The organism is Veillonellaceae bacterium (genome assembly GCA_012523975.1).
Taxonomy (GTDB): Bacteria; Bacillota; Negativicutes; order JAAYSF01; family JAAYSF01; genus JAAYSF01.
This window is the reverse complement of record JAAYSF010000043.1, coordinates 1-16,721: the sequence shown is the minus strand read 5'-3', so window position 1 is coordinate 16,721 and position 16,721 is coordinate 1. Positions and strand designations below refer to the sequence as shown.

The window sequence follows — 16,721 nt, the reverse complement described above, 5'->3', positions numbered from 1 at the left end:
GTCTAGGCCCGGTCTTCCAAAAGCCTCGGCAAACCGTACAACTTACTAAAATCCCGAAACTCGCCTGCGGCTCAGACAGTCGGGATTTTTTAACGTAAGCCGCACAGTTTCCCGTCCTTGCGGAACGGCTTTTTCCAGAAAGGGCCGATAAGGGACGGGAGCATGAGAGATCTTGATTTTTGGTACTTTTTTATCAAGAAAAAAGTACCGGCTACGCTGTCGGTCCGAATTAAAAAGGCGCGAATTACATCGCGCCTTCGTAGTTATTGTACTGGTACACCCATGGCTTTTTCGAGGTTAGCTTTGCTGGTGTTGTAATCATAAAGGGCTTGGATATAGTTTGTTTTGGCTTGAGTAAGCGCTACTTGAGCATCCATTACGTCAAGGTTGGTACCAACACCGGCGCTGTAACGAACTTGGGCAATTTTGAAATCTTCCTCTGCCTTTTCAACAGCCACATCGGTTGTTTCGATTCGTTTCTCAGCTTCCTTCATGCTAAGGTATGCATTGCGCACATCAAGCTGAACTGCATCACTGGTTTGCTTCGCCTGGTGAATGGCTCTTTCTACCGAAGCATCGGCCTGTTTGATCTTGGACCTTGTCAAGCCTGAGTCAAAAATATTCCAACTGGCTTTAACACTGACCGCCCACTCTTCATTTTCCGTTCCTGGAAATTCAGTATCAGACCATCCGGTCGAAGCATTGGCCCCTATCGAAGGCAGACGATCACCCTTAGCAATTTTAACATCTTTCTTGGCGGCTTCCACAGCATAATTAGCGATGGCAACCTCAGGTCGGTTGTCCATTGAATATTTAATACTATCCTCTAAGGACATATTATATTTCTCGTATTTAAGTTCTTCCTTTATGGTCAGCTCGGTATCTAACGGCAGACCAACAACATTATTGAAACTTGAAACAGCCAAATCATAAGCATTTTGAGCTTTTATCAAGTTTTGCTGAGCATTTGCTAATTCAACTTCCGAACGCAGTACATCGGACTTGGCAACAGTGCCGACACTAAACTGGGCCTGTACATTTTTAAGATGCTCGGTCAAGCTGTCTACTGATTCCTGCGCTACCTTGACCAAATTCTTAGTTTGCAGAATATTGTAATAGCCTGAGGTAGCATCGAGTTTTATTTGCTGTTTGGTTTTGTCGACATTTAAATCAGCGGACTTTAGCCCAATCCTAGCCTTGTCAATACCACCTGTGACTTTGCCGCCGGTGTATAACGGCAAATTGAGTGAAAGGCTATTAGAATATTTCTCATCAGCACCGGTTAGCGGATTAGTTGGATCAAAACGGCTGGCTGTAAAATCATACGAAAGCTGCGGCAGCTTGCCGGCCTTAGCCGCGCTAACTGCCCAATCTGCTTGTTCCCTGTCAGCATCGGCCATTTTTATTGCCGGGTTATTCTTTAACGCCAAGGCAATACTCTCATCGAGCGTAAGTTCCACCGGTGCCGCAAAAACCACCGTAGTATTTAAAACGAGAAAGCCGCCGATCAGCAGAACGCTGAGGCATTTCTTCCAAGGCTTAGTGGTTACCATTATTATATTCCTCCTCAACAGGTTTACTATAATAAATTAATCTATATTAATTCTTAGACTGTTCAGTCAGTTGCCTAATAATTATATTCTGAAATGCAAGTTAGTGTCAATAGTTAGAATGTTTGGCGCAGTCCAATATAGGTATTTTTTTCCGGATCTTTGTTAAGGCTGTCGGTTTGGCCAACAAGATAAGTTTCCGGAGCTATTTGATACTGAGTGCGCAGCTTGACACGGAGATCATTGGGGTCATAAACATCAAGCGATAAGCGCATTTGATTGCCTAACTTGGTATCCACTCCAATACCGGCTTCGCCTTCGACAATACCGGCGCGTGCCGCAAACTTGTCAGTTCCTTTGCCAACCTGGAGGTTGGTTTTGGAACCATTGCCGATGTTACTGACGCCAATAACAGCAAAGTCCTCGCCTGAGGAAATTTTAACATCAGCTGTGCTCTTATACTTTTCGTTATCTGAATTGTACAGTACTTCAAATCCTGCTTCAGTTTCAATTTCCTGAACTTTTGTCAGCATGCTATTTGCCTTGGCCGAGACCTCACGGGCATTTTTAAGGGTTTCTTTTATATCGCGCGTGGTTTCGGGATCAGTCACGACGCCTTCAAGCGAGGCTGCCATTTTTTCTACCCGTTCGCTAGTTACTCGGATGTTTTCCAGAGTTTGGCGAAAATCGCGTGCTGTTTGTCCATTATTATCTACATCGGCTAGCATCTTGTCCACTCGGGACGTAACACTGCGCAGGCTTTCTGACATGGCAGTGAGATTACTTACCATGGTGTTGACATCGGCCTCGTTGTTTTCAGCCAGCCGGGCCATTACCGCACTCATATTTTTGAGATTATTAGTTAGCTCGCGCGCATTAACCGCCGATTCGATAAGCGAAGTCTTTACCTTTTCATCACCAAACACATCATTGAGTGAATTGACCAGTTTCTGCATATCCAGCAGAACTTTATCGGCTGTGGCAATCAGTTTGTCAAGATCCTGCGGCACATCACCCTTAATTACGGAGTTGGGCTGGAGATAGCCCGAACTGCTCTGCGGCGGGGCGATATTGATGTACTTTTCACCCAGCAGACCGTCAGTGCCAATACTAATTTTAGAGCCTTCCGGAATCTTCACCCCTTCATTAATGATAAGAGTGACAGCTACCCCCTCAGGCGTAACCTTTACCTGTTTAACGCGCCCAACCTCGACACCGGCATAACGTACCAAATTGCCTTCTTTGAGGCCGCTAACCTGATTGAACATTGCTGTAACCGGATACCCTTTGTCGCCGAAGGTGAATCCGCCAAGATGAATTATCATATATGCTAATAATATAAGACCAAGCAGCGTAACCCCGCCGACTTTGGCTTCGGTACTCATATTCATGGATTCGTCCTCCTTTGGGCATCGATTCGCGATACTATCTTGATTCCCTTAATAAACCGCTGCACGACTTCATTCTCCGAGTTTTTAATTTGCTCAACCGGCCCAACTTCAATAATACGTCCGTTATAAATCATGGCAATTCGGTCGGCAATATTGAAAGCGCTGTTCATATGATGGGTTACAACAACCGAAGTAACTCCGGTAATTCGCTTAGTGCTGATAATTAGCCGATCGATAGTGTTGGCCATAATCGGGTCAAGACCGGCGGTTGGTTCGTCATACAGCACGATTTCAGGGTCGATAGCGATAGCCCGGGCCAGACTTACCCGTTTTTTCATGCCACCCGATAATTCATTCGGCATAACCTCTTCTTGCCCTGACAAGCCGACCATTCGCAACTTTTTGCGCACAATTCTGGCGATATCCTCATCAGCCATATCGGTGTGCTGACGCAGTCCGAACGCGACATTTTCACCGACATTCATGGAATCAAATAAGGCCGAGTACTGAAAGACCATACCCATCCGCAAACGAATTTTATTAAGTTCATTTTCGGACATTGTCGTTATATCCTGATTGTCAATATATATATTGCCGGCCGAGGGTTTCAGCAAGCCAACGATCAGCCTGAGCAGCGTACTTTTGCCTGAGCCGCTGGGGCCGATTATTACCATGCTTTCACCTTTGGCAATCTCGAGGTTTATATCTTCTAATACTCTTTTGCCGCCCAACTCGATGTTAATATTAACTAGTTTAATCAATGTTTTTCACCTCTTAACGATACAGCAGCAGCGACAAAAAATAGTTGGCAATAAAAATCATAATCATCGAGCTTACAACTGACCCCGTTGTAGCTCGGCCGACCCCTTCAGCTCCCTGTTCGGTTGTAAGACCCTTATAACAGCCGATAATAGCGACAATGCCGCCGAAAACCATGGCCTTCACTAAACCGCCCGTTATATCATTTATTACCGCAAAGACTTTAATGGAATGAATGTACGTAAAGGAGCTTATGCCGGCGTATAGCGTGGCGACCAGATAACCGCCAATAGTACCGATTACATCGCCGAAAACTACCAATATAGGTGTCATTAGGACACAGGCCAAGAACCGCGGAACTACAAGATAGGCGACCGGATTGGTAGCCATAACCCTGAGTGCATCAATTTGTTCGGTAACCTTCATTGAACCAATTTCAGCCGTTATCGCCGCTCCAACTCGACCGGCCACTACAACCCCGGTCAGCACCGGCGCCAGTTCCCTGCCCATGGCGATAGCCACAATACCGCCGACTGAAGACTGAGCACCATACTTAATAAATTCCTGAGCTGTCTGTACAGTCATTACCATACCAGTAAACAGCATTGTCAGTAACACAATTGGCAGCGAATCGACCCCTAAGTGAGCCATCTGCTGCACAACCCGACGCATATTGGTCCGGCGCGGCAAATGATAAAAAGTTTCAGCCGTCAATATCACAATACGGCCGCTATTTTCAACTAAGGCAAGCACTTTCCGGCCCAGTTTTTCTAAAAATGCATTAATCATCGTTTTTACCTCATGGAGGGATCTAGTCTATATGTCCTATATAATGTATTCGTATATTATTCAATATTTGCTCGATCTTCCCTGCAAAATCCCTTATCTTTTATCGCAAAATAGTACAGCAATATCTGGAATAAAGCTTGCAAACAAGCTCTATTTATAGCATTATATGTGAAATATTGTCTATAATTATATAAACTGTAATTACATTATCGACAATTCATACAAGGTTTTTACAGAAATCAAAAAAAATTTCTAATAGAAGAACGCACTCTACTGAGTGCGTTCTGTTGTTATTTTTTGTCCTTCACCACTTGGACCATAATCTGGGCATCGCCGTCAATTAAATAGTCTGTTGTAAGATGGCTCTTATGCTTATTACCTTCCGCATTTTTAGTTTCGCTGCCTAAGAGGGAGCCTTGTTTAGTATCTTTGGCAGCTCTTTCGTCAGACAGTATCTTTTTGGGCTTTGGTGCTGCAGGATTGGCGGCATCGGTAGGATTGGCGAACTCACCGTTGGCCATGTTCAGCTGCTCAATAACAATATCATTGTTGCGGTCCCGGTTCATGAACTCTTTAAGCGCTTCTTCAAAAGCCTGGTTTTTCTTTTTATTGCCTGTTAGCATATCAGCATCAAGCCCTTGCCGTTTTAGCAGCATCTCAGTGATCGGTATCATACCCCCGCCACGCACTTCCAGCATCATGGGGCCTTCAGGCTGTTCTTTGGGGATCGTATAAGGCACAACCTCAGTGATAGTCTCACCCCGGAATGGCTTTAACTTAACAGTTACCTCAATCTTATCGCCTGGCTTAGCGTTGGCCACATTTGATCGGGCCTCGATAATAGTAGCTGTCCGCCGGTTTTCATCGATTGTTACATTAACTTTGACATCCATTATATCAATCGGATGATACTGATTACCGGCCAGAAGCGTCATTGCGTCTAAAAACTCGCCAACCGCCAATTCGCCTATGCTGGCCGGACTGTAAAACATATTATCTCGGCTTAGCACATCAACCGGCAACCCACGGCCGGTAATATCAAAACTTACGCGGGCAGTTCCTGGCCCAACCCGATCCATTGTTTTTTCAATGAAGTTAAATACCGTTGTCGCCGCTAATATCGGCGACAACTGCTCATCCTGAACAACATGTACGCCAGCTATTTCAGTACGATTGAGAACATTATCGCGGACGGTAATTCTTAAGGGTACAACAGATGGAAAACGTCCGACAATGCCGGCTACAGCGGCGCCGCGATCCTGATTGATAAGTCCAACAGGTTCGCCGGTTGCTCCTACTTTAAACGAGTTTTGCAGACTGTTGACCGTTGTGAATACATATGCATTAGTCATTAAGTAATTAACATTGCCTTTTTTTAGGAAAGGGTGGCCGAAAGCCAAGACTTTGTTATTTTCAACATAGGTTACTGTCCCCAGCGCGCCAATGCTGACATCACCGCTGGCTAGCTGCACACCGACGGCACTGCCTGGTTCAAGCGGTCCAAAGCTAGTTCCAGCCGGAGCGTCGCCTGCCGCATAGGGCACTAAATTCATTGGTTCAAGCTTAGCTGCAAGCATATCAAGCGCCTGCTGACCAAAGCCTGATACCATCAGCGGAGTTGCGACCGGTTTAAGTTCGGACTCGTCCTCCAACCAAGAATTATCAATAGTAAATACATTCTTATGGTCGGGCAGATCCCATAGTTTCAGCATATCGCCAATTGGCGTCAGCATGCCGATTTTGTGGTCGGTCAAAGACCAGCCATAAGCAACAGCGCCGACTAGCTTGCCGTTGATATATACCGGACTGCCGCTCATGCCTTGGGCGATGCCCCCTGAGCGGTCAATAAGATCACCGTAAGTACGCACTAGTATTAAGTCCCCGGATGGGCCTTTGTTCTTCATGATACCTAGCACTTCCACACCAAACTCTTCTATCTTGGTGCCTGATACAACCGTTTTAGCAACGCCCTTCATGCCGGGCTTAATTTCATCGACCGGCATAGTTTCCGGAGCGGCATAAACCAAAGCGGCGGAAAACATCAATAGCGCCGTAAGGAGCGCTACGCCCCGCTTTAACAAATATCGCAAATGAATCATCCTCTCAACTATTTCCGTGCTTCAATTCGCACCACTACATCACCGCTGCGTACTGCATCACCCGGTTCAACCAGAACTTGGCGGACAATGCCGTCAGTTGTGGCACGGGCGGCCGGCACTGGACCGGTAATAGTGTCAACAACTAAGAGGATATCGCCTTCCCGCACAGCAGTACCAGGCGCAGCCATACCTCCGGCCATTACCTTGCCTGATAGTACAACCTTTTGGTCGACCAGCGGATTGGCCCAAACTGTCCACGCAGCAACGGCAACAGCAAGGAATACAACCAGTACAATCACCTGTTTTTTCTGAAGCATAGCAAAACACCTCCGTACTTAATTAATTATACAGCATCAATCTTAATAAGCAAGCGCAAGGCCCTGGAAAACTTCACCTGACTAAGCCTGTTACCGCTTTCCCTGCTCTTTCTTTTGAATAACCAGTGCATTACCGACCCGGCGCTCGCGGCCGTCGGACGGGCTGTTTACAACCTCTCCGTTTAGTACCATTTCACTCGAGCCGCCACCGTCTAGGTTAAGTGCATTAAAGGCTCCTGATTCGCGCATGAAGGTCGCCAGTTCGAGCAGCGTCATGCCAATACTGTGCCGCTGCCGTCCGTCAACAACTACCATAAGAATATGGCCGTCCTTAGTCGTCGCTATCGCTGTTCGCGGTGCCCGGCCGCCAGCAACATCGGAACCAAACTTTTCTATTGTCGTGGTAAGGAATACTGCACCGTTTTTTACTAGCATCGGCCCTGCACCCAAAGCATAAACTGCTTTATCATAAGTCGGGCCCAGTGTCTGAGTGATTTTAATGCTATCGCCAACCTTGAGATCAGCCAGTGCCTCAGCCGGTGAACCATGCGCCGCTAAAACGACATTGCCGTTCGCCAGCGAGGAGTCCTGAGGATTTATGGCGATAACCTTATCATCTGATATTACATACTCAATGCCGAATTCATTGGTTTTAGTACTGCTGTCATAATAGTCATTGTACAGGATTAAGTCATTAGGCCCACGCTTACAGTTAACGCCGGTTATTGCTACCATCCTGTCATTAGGCAGCCGGACTGACCCGCGATAGGCAACGCGATCGAAAACTAAACTGCCATCCTTCATAATACCAACGGCGCTGCGCGTGTGATTCGGTACACTGACAATCTGCCCGTTCATTTTTAACAGTCCGATAATCTCGCCGCTGAGACCAAAATATGAGGCATTAATGGCGGCAACGGCATGGGTACGGTCAGCCATCATCTTGACCGTTTCCAGGCCAGCAACAGTTTCGTTGGACAGCACCGGTTTTAACAGATACCCGGCTTTAGGATCAATATCTAAAATATATGCGGCTATTGGACCGGCCTTAGTTCCTCGGTAGAGGGTGGTATACTTAAGACCATCGGCTATTTCCTGTTCAAACTTATGATTATAGTCTTTAATTATATCAATCACTAGCCGATTAGGCTTCTTCAAGGAGAAGACTTTATAAACTACCGAATGTTTTAAGTCAATAACAGCCTGGAGCTTGCCGGGCTTAGCTTGGGTAAGCTTAATGTTATTGATATAGGGATCATTGAAGTTGATCTGACGCATAACCTTTTTGCCTAACTTGCCATTGAAATCAATTACCAGCCGCAGCGGCTCCTGCTCAAGCGTCACTTTATGAGCCGGCAGGCTGGTGACATCAAAAACAATCCTAACTTTTTCGGCGGTCTGGCTAAAGCGCATATTATTGACAGTAACTGCTGGAGCAGCATTTGCGATTTGTGCCGCCAGCAGTAAGATCATGAGCAACAAAGCAATTCGGCGGCAAAGCTTAATCATTTGTAAGACCTCCTAATAACGGATATTTTAGCGAACTTTGCGGTTAATATAGTTGCATCTGTGGAAAAAAGTCAGACACTATTTAGGTGCCTGACTTTTTGCATTTGTTGCTGTTCCTGGCAGGGTGAGCTGCCGGTACAACATATCGGCCAAACCGGCGCCGCCGGCGTGAGCCATATTTTTGGTTAACTCCGAATCAAGCATCGACTGCATGATTTCTTCCTTAGAGCGGTCGGGCAAGAGATCAGATTTTGGTACGGTTGCCCGCATCCGCGACAGCATTAAGTTTAGAAATACGGCTTCCATCTCACGGCATACCGATTTTAGCCTTGCATCGTCCCCCGCAGCTGGATTGGCCGTTGCTTTGCTGAGCTGGGCGGCAAAATCGCCCTCTGCTTTGGTTTTGCTTGCCGTATAGCTATTGATTGCACTATTAGTGGCAACCCGGTTAATTTCCATTACATCACCGCCTAGATTATCTGCAGTTCAGCATGTAGCGCGCCCGCAGCTTTCATAGCCTGCAATATCGAAATAATTTCGCGGGGCGTTGCGCCGATAGCATTTAAGGCATTTACGACATCGCCGACATTAGCAGTAGCCGGGAGTGTCATAACATAAGCCTCTTCTTCATTGACTTCGACCTTTGTTTCAGGTACAACTACCGTATCCCCGCCAGAGAACGGCGGCGGCTGGGAAACGTCATAGGACTTGCTTATCTTGACACTGAGCCCGCCTTGAGCCACGGCAATCTCATCAATGGTGACATTAGAGCCCATTACAATAGTGCCTGTTCGTTCATTTATAATAACCTTAGCTATGTTGTCCGGAACAACCGGCAATTCTTCAATAGCAGCCACAAAATTAACCAGTTCATTACGATATACAAGCGGAATTGCCACCTCAACCGTGCCGGGATCAAGGGGCGTGGCCAGATACCCAAAATGGCTGTTTATGGCTTCGCTGATGCGGCTGGCAGTAGTGAAATCAGGCTGAGCCAGCGCAAATCTTATTGTCCCGTTACTGGCTAACTCAACCGCTACGTCACGTTCGACAATCGCACCATTTGGCGTTGTACCAACAGTCGGGAAATTCTTCTGCTGTCTGCTGCCACCGCGGCCGGCCGAAAACCCGCCTGTCGATACCGCACCTTGGGCAACAGCATAAATTTGACCGTTACCGGCCTTAAGCGGTGTTTGCAATAAGGTTCCGCCTTGAAGACTTTTGGCATCACCCAGTGATGAGATAGTAATATCAATGGTATCACCAGACTTGACAAAAGGCGGCAACTGCGCTGTCACTATTACGGCAGCGACGTTTTTGGACTCCAGCTGATCGGCAGTAACTGTAACGCCAAAACCGCTAAGCATATTGGAAATTGACTGCATTGTTTGAATGTTCTTAGTAGAGTCGCCGGTTCCGGCCAGGCCGACTACCAAACCGTAACCGATAAGCTGGTTGGCGCGAACCCCCTGAACCTTAGCAATATCCTTTATCCGGGTACTAACGGCGGCCGGCGCTGCCCCGGCTGGAAATATGCTGAGGCAAGTCATTATAAGTGTCAATAACAAAACGGTTAAAATCCGTATTTTTTTAAGCATAATGCCTCCATTTAAAACAAGAAGTTGAAGATTTGAGTCAAAATGCCCTGCCGTTGTTTGCCGGCGATTGGTCCATGGCCATCAATACGGATTTGGGCATCGGCGACATAGCTTGATAATACCGTGTTCTCGGCCGTTACATCATCGGGCCGGACAACTCCGGTAACGGTAATCTTCTGCTCTTCGCCGTTTTGCTTAATGCTCTGTGTACCGGTAATAACTAGGTTACCGTTGGGCTGAACCTCAATAACCCGCGCTGTCATTTTAGCGCTTACTCTATTAGTATTGGAAATTGAGCCTTGGGCGCTGAATCTGTCTTCGCTTTCAAAATCAGCACCGGCGATCCATCTAAAGATACCGGTTCCGGCCGAAGCACCACCGCTCGCCGCTTTAGAATTATTAGCTTTGCCTGTCCGGCTGGCGCTTGACGATTCATTAATCAGGATTGTGAGGATGTCGCCTACAGCTCGCGCCTTATGATCTGAATACAAGTTGGTGTTATCGCTCCAGAGCGACGCGGCATCAACTTTAGCCACAGGCAATACTGCTATCAAAAAACCTAACACGATACAGCATATAAAACTTTTGGTTAGGCTATGCATATAAACTCACCCTTCTCAAGGTTAATCGGTCTAAATGGTAATTTCGACTGTTCCGGGACCAGTTACTTTGGCTGCCATATATTTCTGGGAGTTAACGTTTTGCACTCTTATAATCTGACCTTCATATCCGTCCTGGAGGGCTTTACCAAAGGCGGTTACTTCAACACCGCCGCTTCTGGCGATTATGGTCACTGCGCTATTTCGGTTTACAACTATCGGCTTTTCGATAAGATATCTATTGAAGGCCGTGCCGGGTTTTAGGGCTCGCCGGCTTATCAAGCCGGAAATGTCATTTATGTCGCTATAATAACCCGTAGTCAGCCTTCCAACATCTAAACGTTCTAAACGGAGATTATCTGTCCCTAAAACTTCACCCTTAGCAATCGCCCGGGCGGCTACTACTACCTGCTGATAAAGCTTAACATCATATTTTAAGGTTGCCGCATCGCAGACTTTTCCATCAACGCTGACCGTAACTACAGCAGTAGTCGGCCCATTATAACGTACGCCATAGGGCAGAGTTACCGCCAACTCGAGATTACCCGCGGGAACAGTGAGCTCTGTTGGATTACCAAGGTAGTTAATAGTCAGACTGTCGCTTTCAATCGGCACCCCGGTCCGCTGTCTGATAACCATTGCGGCGGCGTTCGTCAGCGTATTAACGCTGACTGTCTGGGTTTGAGCCTCAGCATATACCTTAGAATTTACTGCATCAGGCAACACCGAAAGCCCCAACAGCCCCAAAGTTAACAGCCAGACGGCTAGAACTTTTTTAAACATAAATTAGCGTTTGAGGTTGGCCGCCTGGCTCAACATCTCATCAGCAGTAGTTATAGCTTTAGAATTAACTTCATAGGCCCGTTGCGCCACAATCATATTAACCATTTCTTCAACAACCTGAACGTTAGACATTTCGAGGTACTTCTGAACCAGAGTCCCTGCGCCTTCTTCACCGGGAGCAGCCTGAACGGGCTGACCTGATGCCGCTGTTTCTTTCAATAAGTTGCGGCCAATGCTCTCAAGGCCAGAGGGATTAACAAACCGGAACAATTCAATGTCCCCGAGTTCTTGCGGTTCAGCTTCATCCGGCATTTTCGCCGCTACACGGCCATCAGCTGAAATTGTAACCTCAGTCGCCGTGTCCGGAATCTGAATAGCAGGCTCAAGCGGATACCCGTCAGAAGTTACTATGCGGCCCTGCGAATCCTTTTTAAATGAGCCGTCACGGGTATAGGCAAAACTGCCGTCAGGCAAGGCAATTTGGAAAAAGCCGTCGCCTTCGATGGCCACATCAAGGGCATTGCCTGTATTCTGGAAACTGCCTTGAGTGTAGATTTTCTGAGTGGCGACTTGGCGTACGCCATGACCGACCTGAATCCCGGTCGGCACCTCGCTGTCGGGGCCGGTTTGAGTTCCTGCCTGGCGAATAGTCTGATACATTAGATCCTGAAAATCGGTTCGGCTCTTTTTAAAACCGGTCGTATTGACATTGGCAAGGTTATTGGATATACCATCAATATTTGCCTGCTGGGCAACCATTCCTGACCCGGCAGTCCACAACGCACGCATCATAATAATTTCCTCCCGCAATTTTAATATGTAAACCGCCTCGGTCGGTCAGCGGTTCGGGGGCTCCCCTATAAGGTCCAGCCCCGCTCATATAATATATCGAAACTTTAGTTCAAAAAGTTAAGTGCTAAATTAGACCCGTCCCACTTCATTGACTGCTTTATCCAACAGATGGTCGTGGGCCTGGACTGATTTGCCGTTTATTTCGTACGCCCTGAAACCGTTGATCATATTTACCATCTCAGCTACCACATTGACATTGGACATTTCAAGATAGCCTTGATTTACAGTCCCCGCTGCCTGTTGAGCCTGGACGCCTTCCGGGGCAGCAAATAAGCTGGCACCTTGCTTAGTAAGTTGTTTCTCGTCGGCAAAGTCAACCACCCGCAGCTGGTTAGTTTCCAAACCGTCAATTGAAATTGTGCCATCACTGGCTACCGTCATTTTACCATCGCCAATAGCAACCGGTCCGGTTTGCCCCATAACACGAAGGCCATCGCTTGTTACCAGCTCGCCTTGGCCATTCCTGGTAAAACTCCCATTACGGGTATAACGGAGGCCTTCGGCTGTCTCGACAACAAAATAGCCTTTGCCGTCAATGGCCAAGTCAAAGTCATTGCCAGTATAGCGCACCGTACCACTAGTGTGGATAGTTGCAACTTCATCGATCTGAGAGCCAGAGCCTACTGTGCCAACATTGGCCGCTGCTTGTCCATCATTAATTCGTTGGATTAATACACTGGCAAAATCGCGGCTAACAGCTACATCTTTTTTAAATCCAGCAGTATTTACGTTAGCCAAATTATTGGCCGTAACATCATTGCGCTGTGATTCGGCCACCATCCCTGCTGCTGCGGCATAAATCCCTCTAATCATTTTTTCACCTCGCTTATAGTAAAACATGGAAACCCGGAAATAGGATGTTGATGGAAAATAAGAACGGTAAGTTCTGGCATTTATTTTGAAAGGCAGGCAGTATGAGCTTGTCTACCGCCTGCTTCTTGATAAATGTTCTACAGTTTTATCCGACGGTAGTATTCTTTTTCAAGGTAGTAAGACTATCTTCGAGTCTGGAGAGCGAATCAAGCGCTTTTCCGGTCCCAAGTGCAACGCAGCCCAGCGGGTCCTCAGCGATATATGTAGGGATGCCTGTTTCCTCGTTGATAAGGCGGTCCAGACCGTCTAGCAAAGCGCCGCCGCCTGTCATAACTATTCCGCGGTCCATTATATCGGCTGCCAATTCGGGCGGAGTGCTTTCCAATACTGATTTTACGCATTGCACAATCAGAGCGATGGGGTCGGCCATGGCCTCGCGCGTTTCAACCGAGGTAATACGAACTGTTTTTGGCAAGCCGGACAGTAGATCGCGGCCGCGGATTTCCATTGAATCATCACGGCTTTCCGGGAAGGCTGTGCCAATTTTAACTTTGATTTCCTCTGCTGTGCGTTCACCGATCATCATATTAAACTCTTTTTTAACGTATTTAACAAGAGCTTCGTCAAACTTATCGCCGCCGATGCGCAGCGATTGGCTGATAACAATGCCGCCTAAGCTCAATACCGCAACGTCAGTTGTTCCGCCGCCAATATCTACAATCATTGCGCCGCACGGTTCAGCAATATCAAGACCCGCGCCTAACGCAGCCGCCAAGGGTTCCTCGATCAGGTATGTTTTACGTGCACCAGCCTGCACTGCGGCTTCCAAAACCGCCCGTTTTTCCACAGTTGTTACCCCTGATGGTATGCAAATGAGAATCCGGGGTTTAAAGAAAAGGCTCTTGCCGGCAACCTTTTGAATAAAATGCCGCAGCATGCTTTCAGTAGTGTTATAGTCAGCAATAACACCCTCACGCAGCGGTCGAATCGCGATAATATTACCCGGTGTACGCCCCAGCATCCGCCGCGCTTCTTCACCGATAGCCAGTACACGGTTAGTATCCCGGTCAATCGCCACAACCGATGGCTCGCTCAGCACAATTCCTTTTCCCTTAATATAAACAAGAATATTGGCCGTACCTAAATCGACACCTATATCCATCGACATCCCAAACATCAAGAATCCCCTTTCAAATCGTCCTAGCTTGTCCGACGTTTGTACAGAAAAAAGTGATTTAAAACTCTCACTTTTAAATAAACAAACTATACCTTCTACGATTAGAAAGAAATTCTACATTTTAGGGAAAATCCCTTTATTTTTCGTCATTTTCTTTGGTTGATTTATACTTTTGTCGAGTGGCCTCGCCACCGCGAATATGCCGCTCTGCTTTGTTCTGTTCCAGTATCGCCCGAACCTTTGCTGCCATTTTTTTATTAATAATGGGCAGACGTTCAATCATATCTTTATGAACAGTACTTTTACTAACCCCAAATACAGCAGCAGTTTGCCGTACAGTATGCTTGCTTTCAAGAATATGATTGCTAATGTCCAATACCCTCTTACGGATATAATCTTTCATGCTGCATGTTTCCCCCTCACCATCTGTTTGGTAACATGTATATGCGGACAAAAACAAAAAATGCGTGAGTTTTTCTCACACATTCTGATAAGGGGGGCGCAGCGCGCTATTTGAGTATGCTCTGCGGATCTATGAATTTATCGCCGTCTTTTATTGCCAGGTGTACATGGATTTGTGGCTCTGCCGAAAAAGTGCCGGCAATGCCAATCTTAGCTCCATTGGCGATGATATCCTTCTGGCTAACCGCTACCGAGTTCAGTGAGCCGTAAATTATTGTATAGCGGCCGCTTTTAACTACCACTGTCTGCCCATAGTGTTTATCGTTATATATTTCCTCTACAACGCCGCCCAAAACAGCTTGTACCGGCTGACCTTCGGCAGCGGCAACATCAATTCCGTTATGATAGCGCCAATCGTTGTAAACGGGGTGCTGCTGCCAGCCAAAATCAAATATAATCTGACCGCGTACCGGCCAGCGCGGTGATTCTTTATCATAATCTTGACTCTGCGCAGCCACCGGAGCCGAGGCTGCTGAATCAGGACTAGAAGCCTTAACTGCCGGTTGGGGTTGAATTACGACGACAGGTTCCTGCAGCTGCGCTGCCGGCTGGCGTCCTTCTAGGAGGGCAAATTTATTTGCATCGTTAGGCACTGTGCCGGCATCTTTCAGACCATACACAACCGTCATCATCAATATTCCAGCCACTAATAAAAGGCCGCATGCGGTATAAATCGGCTTTGGCATTATCCAGCCCGGTTTAAACAAAAGCTTAGAATACGACAAAAATACAATTACTTTTCTTGGTAGACTCGGCATTATTACCACCTCACTACCATTATTCCCATTTTTTGTGCAAAGTAGTCGCAAAAATGCAAAGGGCGCGGGGGCCTAGATGGCACTCGCGTACTTTGCATTAATTGTTTCTATTATGAGCCAAATATATTGCTCAGGGTTACTCCGGTATAGTAGTGAGTCAGGATCTCTTTATATTTCCGGCCTTCTTTAGCCAAGCCGTTTGCTCCGTACTGGCACATTCCTACCCCATGACCATAGCCGGTCGTTTTAAACAGCAATTTATCGCCTTTGTGCTCTATCGTAAAGTTCGCTGACCGTAGTTCAAGTTTTTCTCTGACGAATAGTCCGGTAAGCGTTTTGCTGCCAATCCTAATTTTATCGACCCGCCCTGAACTTGTAAGATCAATAATGCTGGCTACCGAACTGCCGCCGCTTTGCGCAGCTGCCATAACGCCGGTATCAGCGCCCAAGCGCTGTTCAATTTCACTAAGTGCAATTTCTTTGGTTTCGCTGTAACGCGGCGAATTTTTATCCCAAGTGCAAACAACGCTTTGAAGATACGGATAATCAAAGCCCCATACCTCTTTGGCGCTGGCAGTATGTTCGCCACTCGTTGAATGAAAGACAGCATTAATTGGCTCGCCGCCATAAGTAAGAATTTGTCCGCGTGTATCATCAACCGCCTTGCTAATCTTTGCCCAGTAGCGATCATAGCCAAACGGCCCCCATTTAGCTTTCAGCTGGGTTTCGCTTAGCCAAGCCTGACTCAGCCGATGGTCGGCACTGACATCGGCGCCAGGGTGTTCGGCTATACCCGGGCCGCCCAAGGCTACCATATTCTTAGCAGCGTAAGTACGAGCGGCAACCGCCTGGGCTTTTAAGGCTTCCACTTCAAACTCGGCTGGCATCTCGGCTGCTACAACGCCTTTTATATAATCTTCGAGGTTCATTTTGACTATTTTATTTAGTTCTGGAATGTAAACATGGATAGGCATATCTTCGCCCTTATGCACTTTGGCCCCCCTTTGCTGTGCCGGGCCCACAACATCAAGACGCACTACCAACGCCGGAATAATAATAACCAAAACCACAACTAGCAGCGTGGTTGCCGCCAATAACCTCCTCACACCGGCACCCTCCCTCTTATATTAGCTGACAGCCGGCAACGGCACGTCCGGCAGTCAATACATCTTATGCCGGCATAACGGGTGATATGCAAACAAGCGTCATTTAGAGAAAGTAATAAACGGAAAGTAGTGGAACGGCAAAAAACAAAGACGGCCCTT

Annotated in this window: 17 protein-coding genes; all 17 read right to left on the bottom strand. The window is 47.1% G+C overall.

Going from position 1 to position 16,721, the window contains the following annotated elements:
• Positions 1-263: 263 nt before the first annotated feature.
• The gene (locus GX348_06005) at positions 264-1,553 is read right to left on the bottom strand and encodes a TolC family protein (GenBank protein ID NLP41743.1); all 1,290 of its coding nucleotides are present in this window, start codon (positions 1,551-1,553) and stop codon (positions 264-266) included.
• A gap of 113 nt (positions 1,554-1,666) precedes the next feature.
• Positions 1,667-2,941: an MCE family protein gene (locus GX348_06000; GenBank protein NLP41742.1), complete on the bottom strand. Its 1,275-nt coding sequence runs from the start codon at positions 2,939-2,941 to the stop codon at positions 1,667-1,669.
• Positions 2,938-3,702, bottom strand: coding sequence for an ABC transporter ATP-binding protein (locus GX348_05995; protein NLP41741.1), 765 nt, complete (start codon positions 3,700-3,702; stop codon positions 2,938-2,940). The genes GX348_06000 and GX348_05995 overlap by 4 nt, the downstream gene beginning before the upstream one ends.
• A 13-nt stretch (positions 3,703-3,715) precedes the next feature.
• A complete protein-coding gene (locus GX348_05990; GenBank protein ID NLP41740.1) occupies positions 3,716-4,489 on the bottom strand; it encodes an ABC transporter permease in 774 nt (257 codons plus the stop codon).
• Positions 4,490-4,779: 290 nt separating this feature from the next.
• On the bottom strand, positions 4,780-6,588 hold the full coding sequence (locus GX348_05985) for a peptidase S55 SpoIVB (protein NLP41739.1): 1,809 nt from the start codon (positions 6,586-6,588) through the stop codon (positions 4,780-4,782).
• 8 nt (positions 6,589-6,596) lie between these two features.
• Positions 6,597-6,905: a hypothetical protein gene (locus tag GX348_05980; protein NLP41738.1), complete on the bottom strand. Its 309-nt coding sequence runs from the start codon at positions 6,903-6,905 to the stop codon at positions 6,597-6,599.
• 90 nt (positions 6,906-6,995) lie between these two features.
• Positions 6,996-8,411, bottom strand: coding sequence for an AMIN domain-containing protein (locus GX348_05975; protein ID NLP41737.1), 1,416 nt, complete (start codon positions 8,409-8,411; stop codon positions 6,996-6,998).
• An 81-nt stretch (positions 8,412-8,492) separates the two neighbouring features.
• Complete coding sequence (locus GX348_05970) at positions 8,493-8,873, bottom strand: flagellar biosynthesis protein FlgJ (GenBank protein NLP41736.1); 381 nt, start codon at positions 8,871-8,873, stop codon at positions 8,493-8,495.
• An 11-nt stretch (positions 8,874-8,884) separates the two neighbouring features.
• On the bottom strand, positions 8,885-10,012 hold the full coding sequence (locus tag GX348_05965; protein NLP41735.1) for a flagellar basal body P-ring protein FlgI: 1,128 nt from the start codon (positions 10,010-10,012) through the stop codon (positions 8,885-8,887).
• Positions 10,013-10,023: 11 nt separating this feature from the next.
• Positions 10,024-10,614 (bottom strand): flagellar basal body L-ring protein FlgH, encoded by a 591-nt coding sequence (locus GX348_05960; protein NLP41734.1) that lies wholly within the window; start codon positions 10,612-10,614, stop codon positions 10,024-10,026.
• Positions 10,615-10,644: 30 nt separating this feature from the next.
• Positions 10,645-11,394, bottom strand: a complete 750-nt coding sequence (gene flgA / locus GX348_05955) for a flagellar basal body P-ring formation protein FlgA (protein NLP41733.1) — start codon at positions 11,392-11,394, stop codon at positions 10,645-10,647.
• Between the two features lie 3 nt (positions 11,395-11,397).
• Positions 11,398-12,186: a flagellar basal-body rod protein FlgG gene (gene flgG, locus GX348_05950; protein NLP41732.1), complete on the bottom strand. Its 789-nt coding sequence runs from the start codon at positions 12,184-12,186 to the stop codon at positions 11,398-11,400.
• A gap of 129 nt (positions 12,187-12,315) precedes the next feature.
• The gene (flgF, locus tag GX348_05945; GenBank protein ID NLP41731.1) at positions 12,316-13,059 is read right to left on the bottom strand and encodes a flagellar basal-body rod protein FlgF; all 744 of its coding nucleotides are present in this window, start codon (positions 13,057-13,059) and stop codon (positions 12,316-12,318) included.
• Positions 13,060-13,204: 145 nt separating this feature from the next.
• Complete coding sequence (locus GX348_05940) at positions 13,205-14,236, bottom strand: rod shape-determining protein (GenBank protein ID NLP41730.1); 1,032 nt, start codon at positions 14,234-14,236, stop codon at positions 13,205-13,207.
• A gap of 136 nt (positions 14,237-14,372) precedes the next feature.
• Positions 14,373-14,639 carry a sporulation transcriptional regulator SpoIIID gene (gene spoIIID, locus GX348_05935; GenBank protein NLP41729.1) on the bottom strand — a complete coding sequence of 89 codons (267 nt, stop codon included), beginning with the start codon at positions 14,637-14,639 and terminating at the stop codon, positions 14,373-14,375.
• Positions 14,640-14,745: 106 nt separating this feature from the next.
• Complete coding sequence (locus GX348_05930) at positions 14,746-15,456, bottom strand: M23 family metallopeptidase (protein NLP41728.1); 711 nt, start codon at positions 15,454-15,456, stop codon at positions 14,746-14,748.
• 110 nt (positions 15,457-15,566) lie between these two features.
• Positions 15,567-16,562, bottom strand: a complete 996-nt coding sequence (gene spoIID / locus GX348_05925) for a stage II sporulation protein D (GenBank protein ID NLP41727.1) — start codon at positions 16,560-16,562, stop codon at positions 15,567-15,569.
• Between the last annotated feature and the right edge of the window lie 159 nt (positions 16,563-16,721).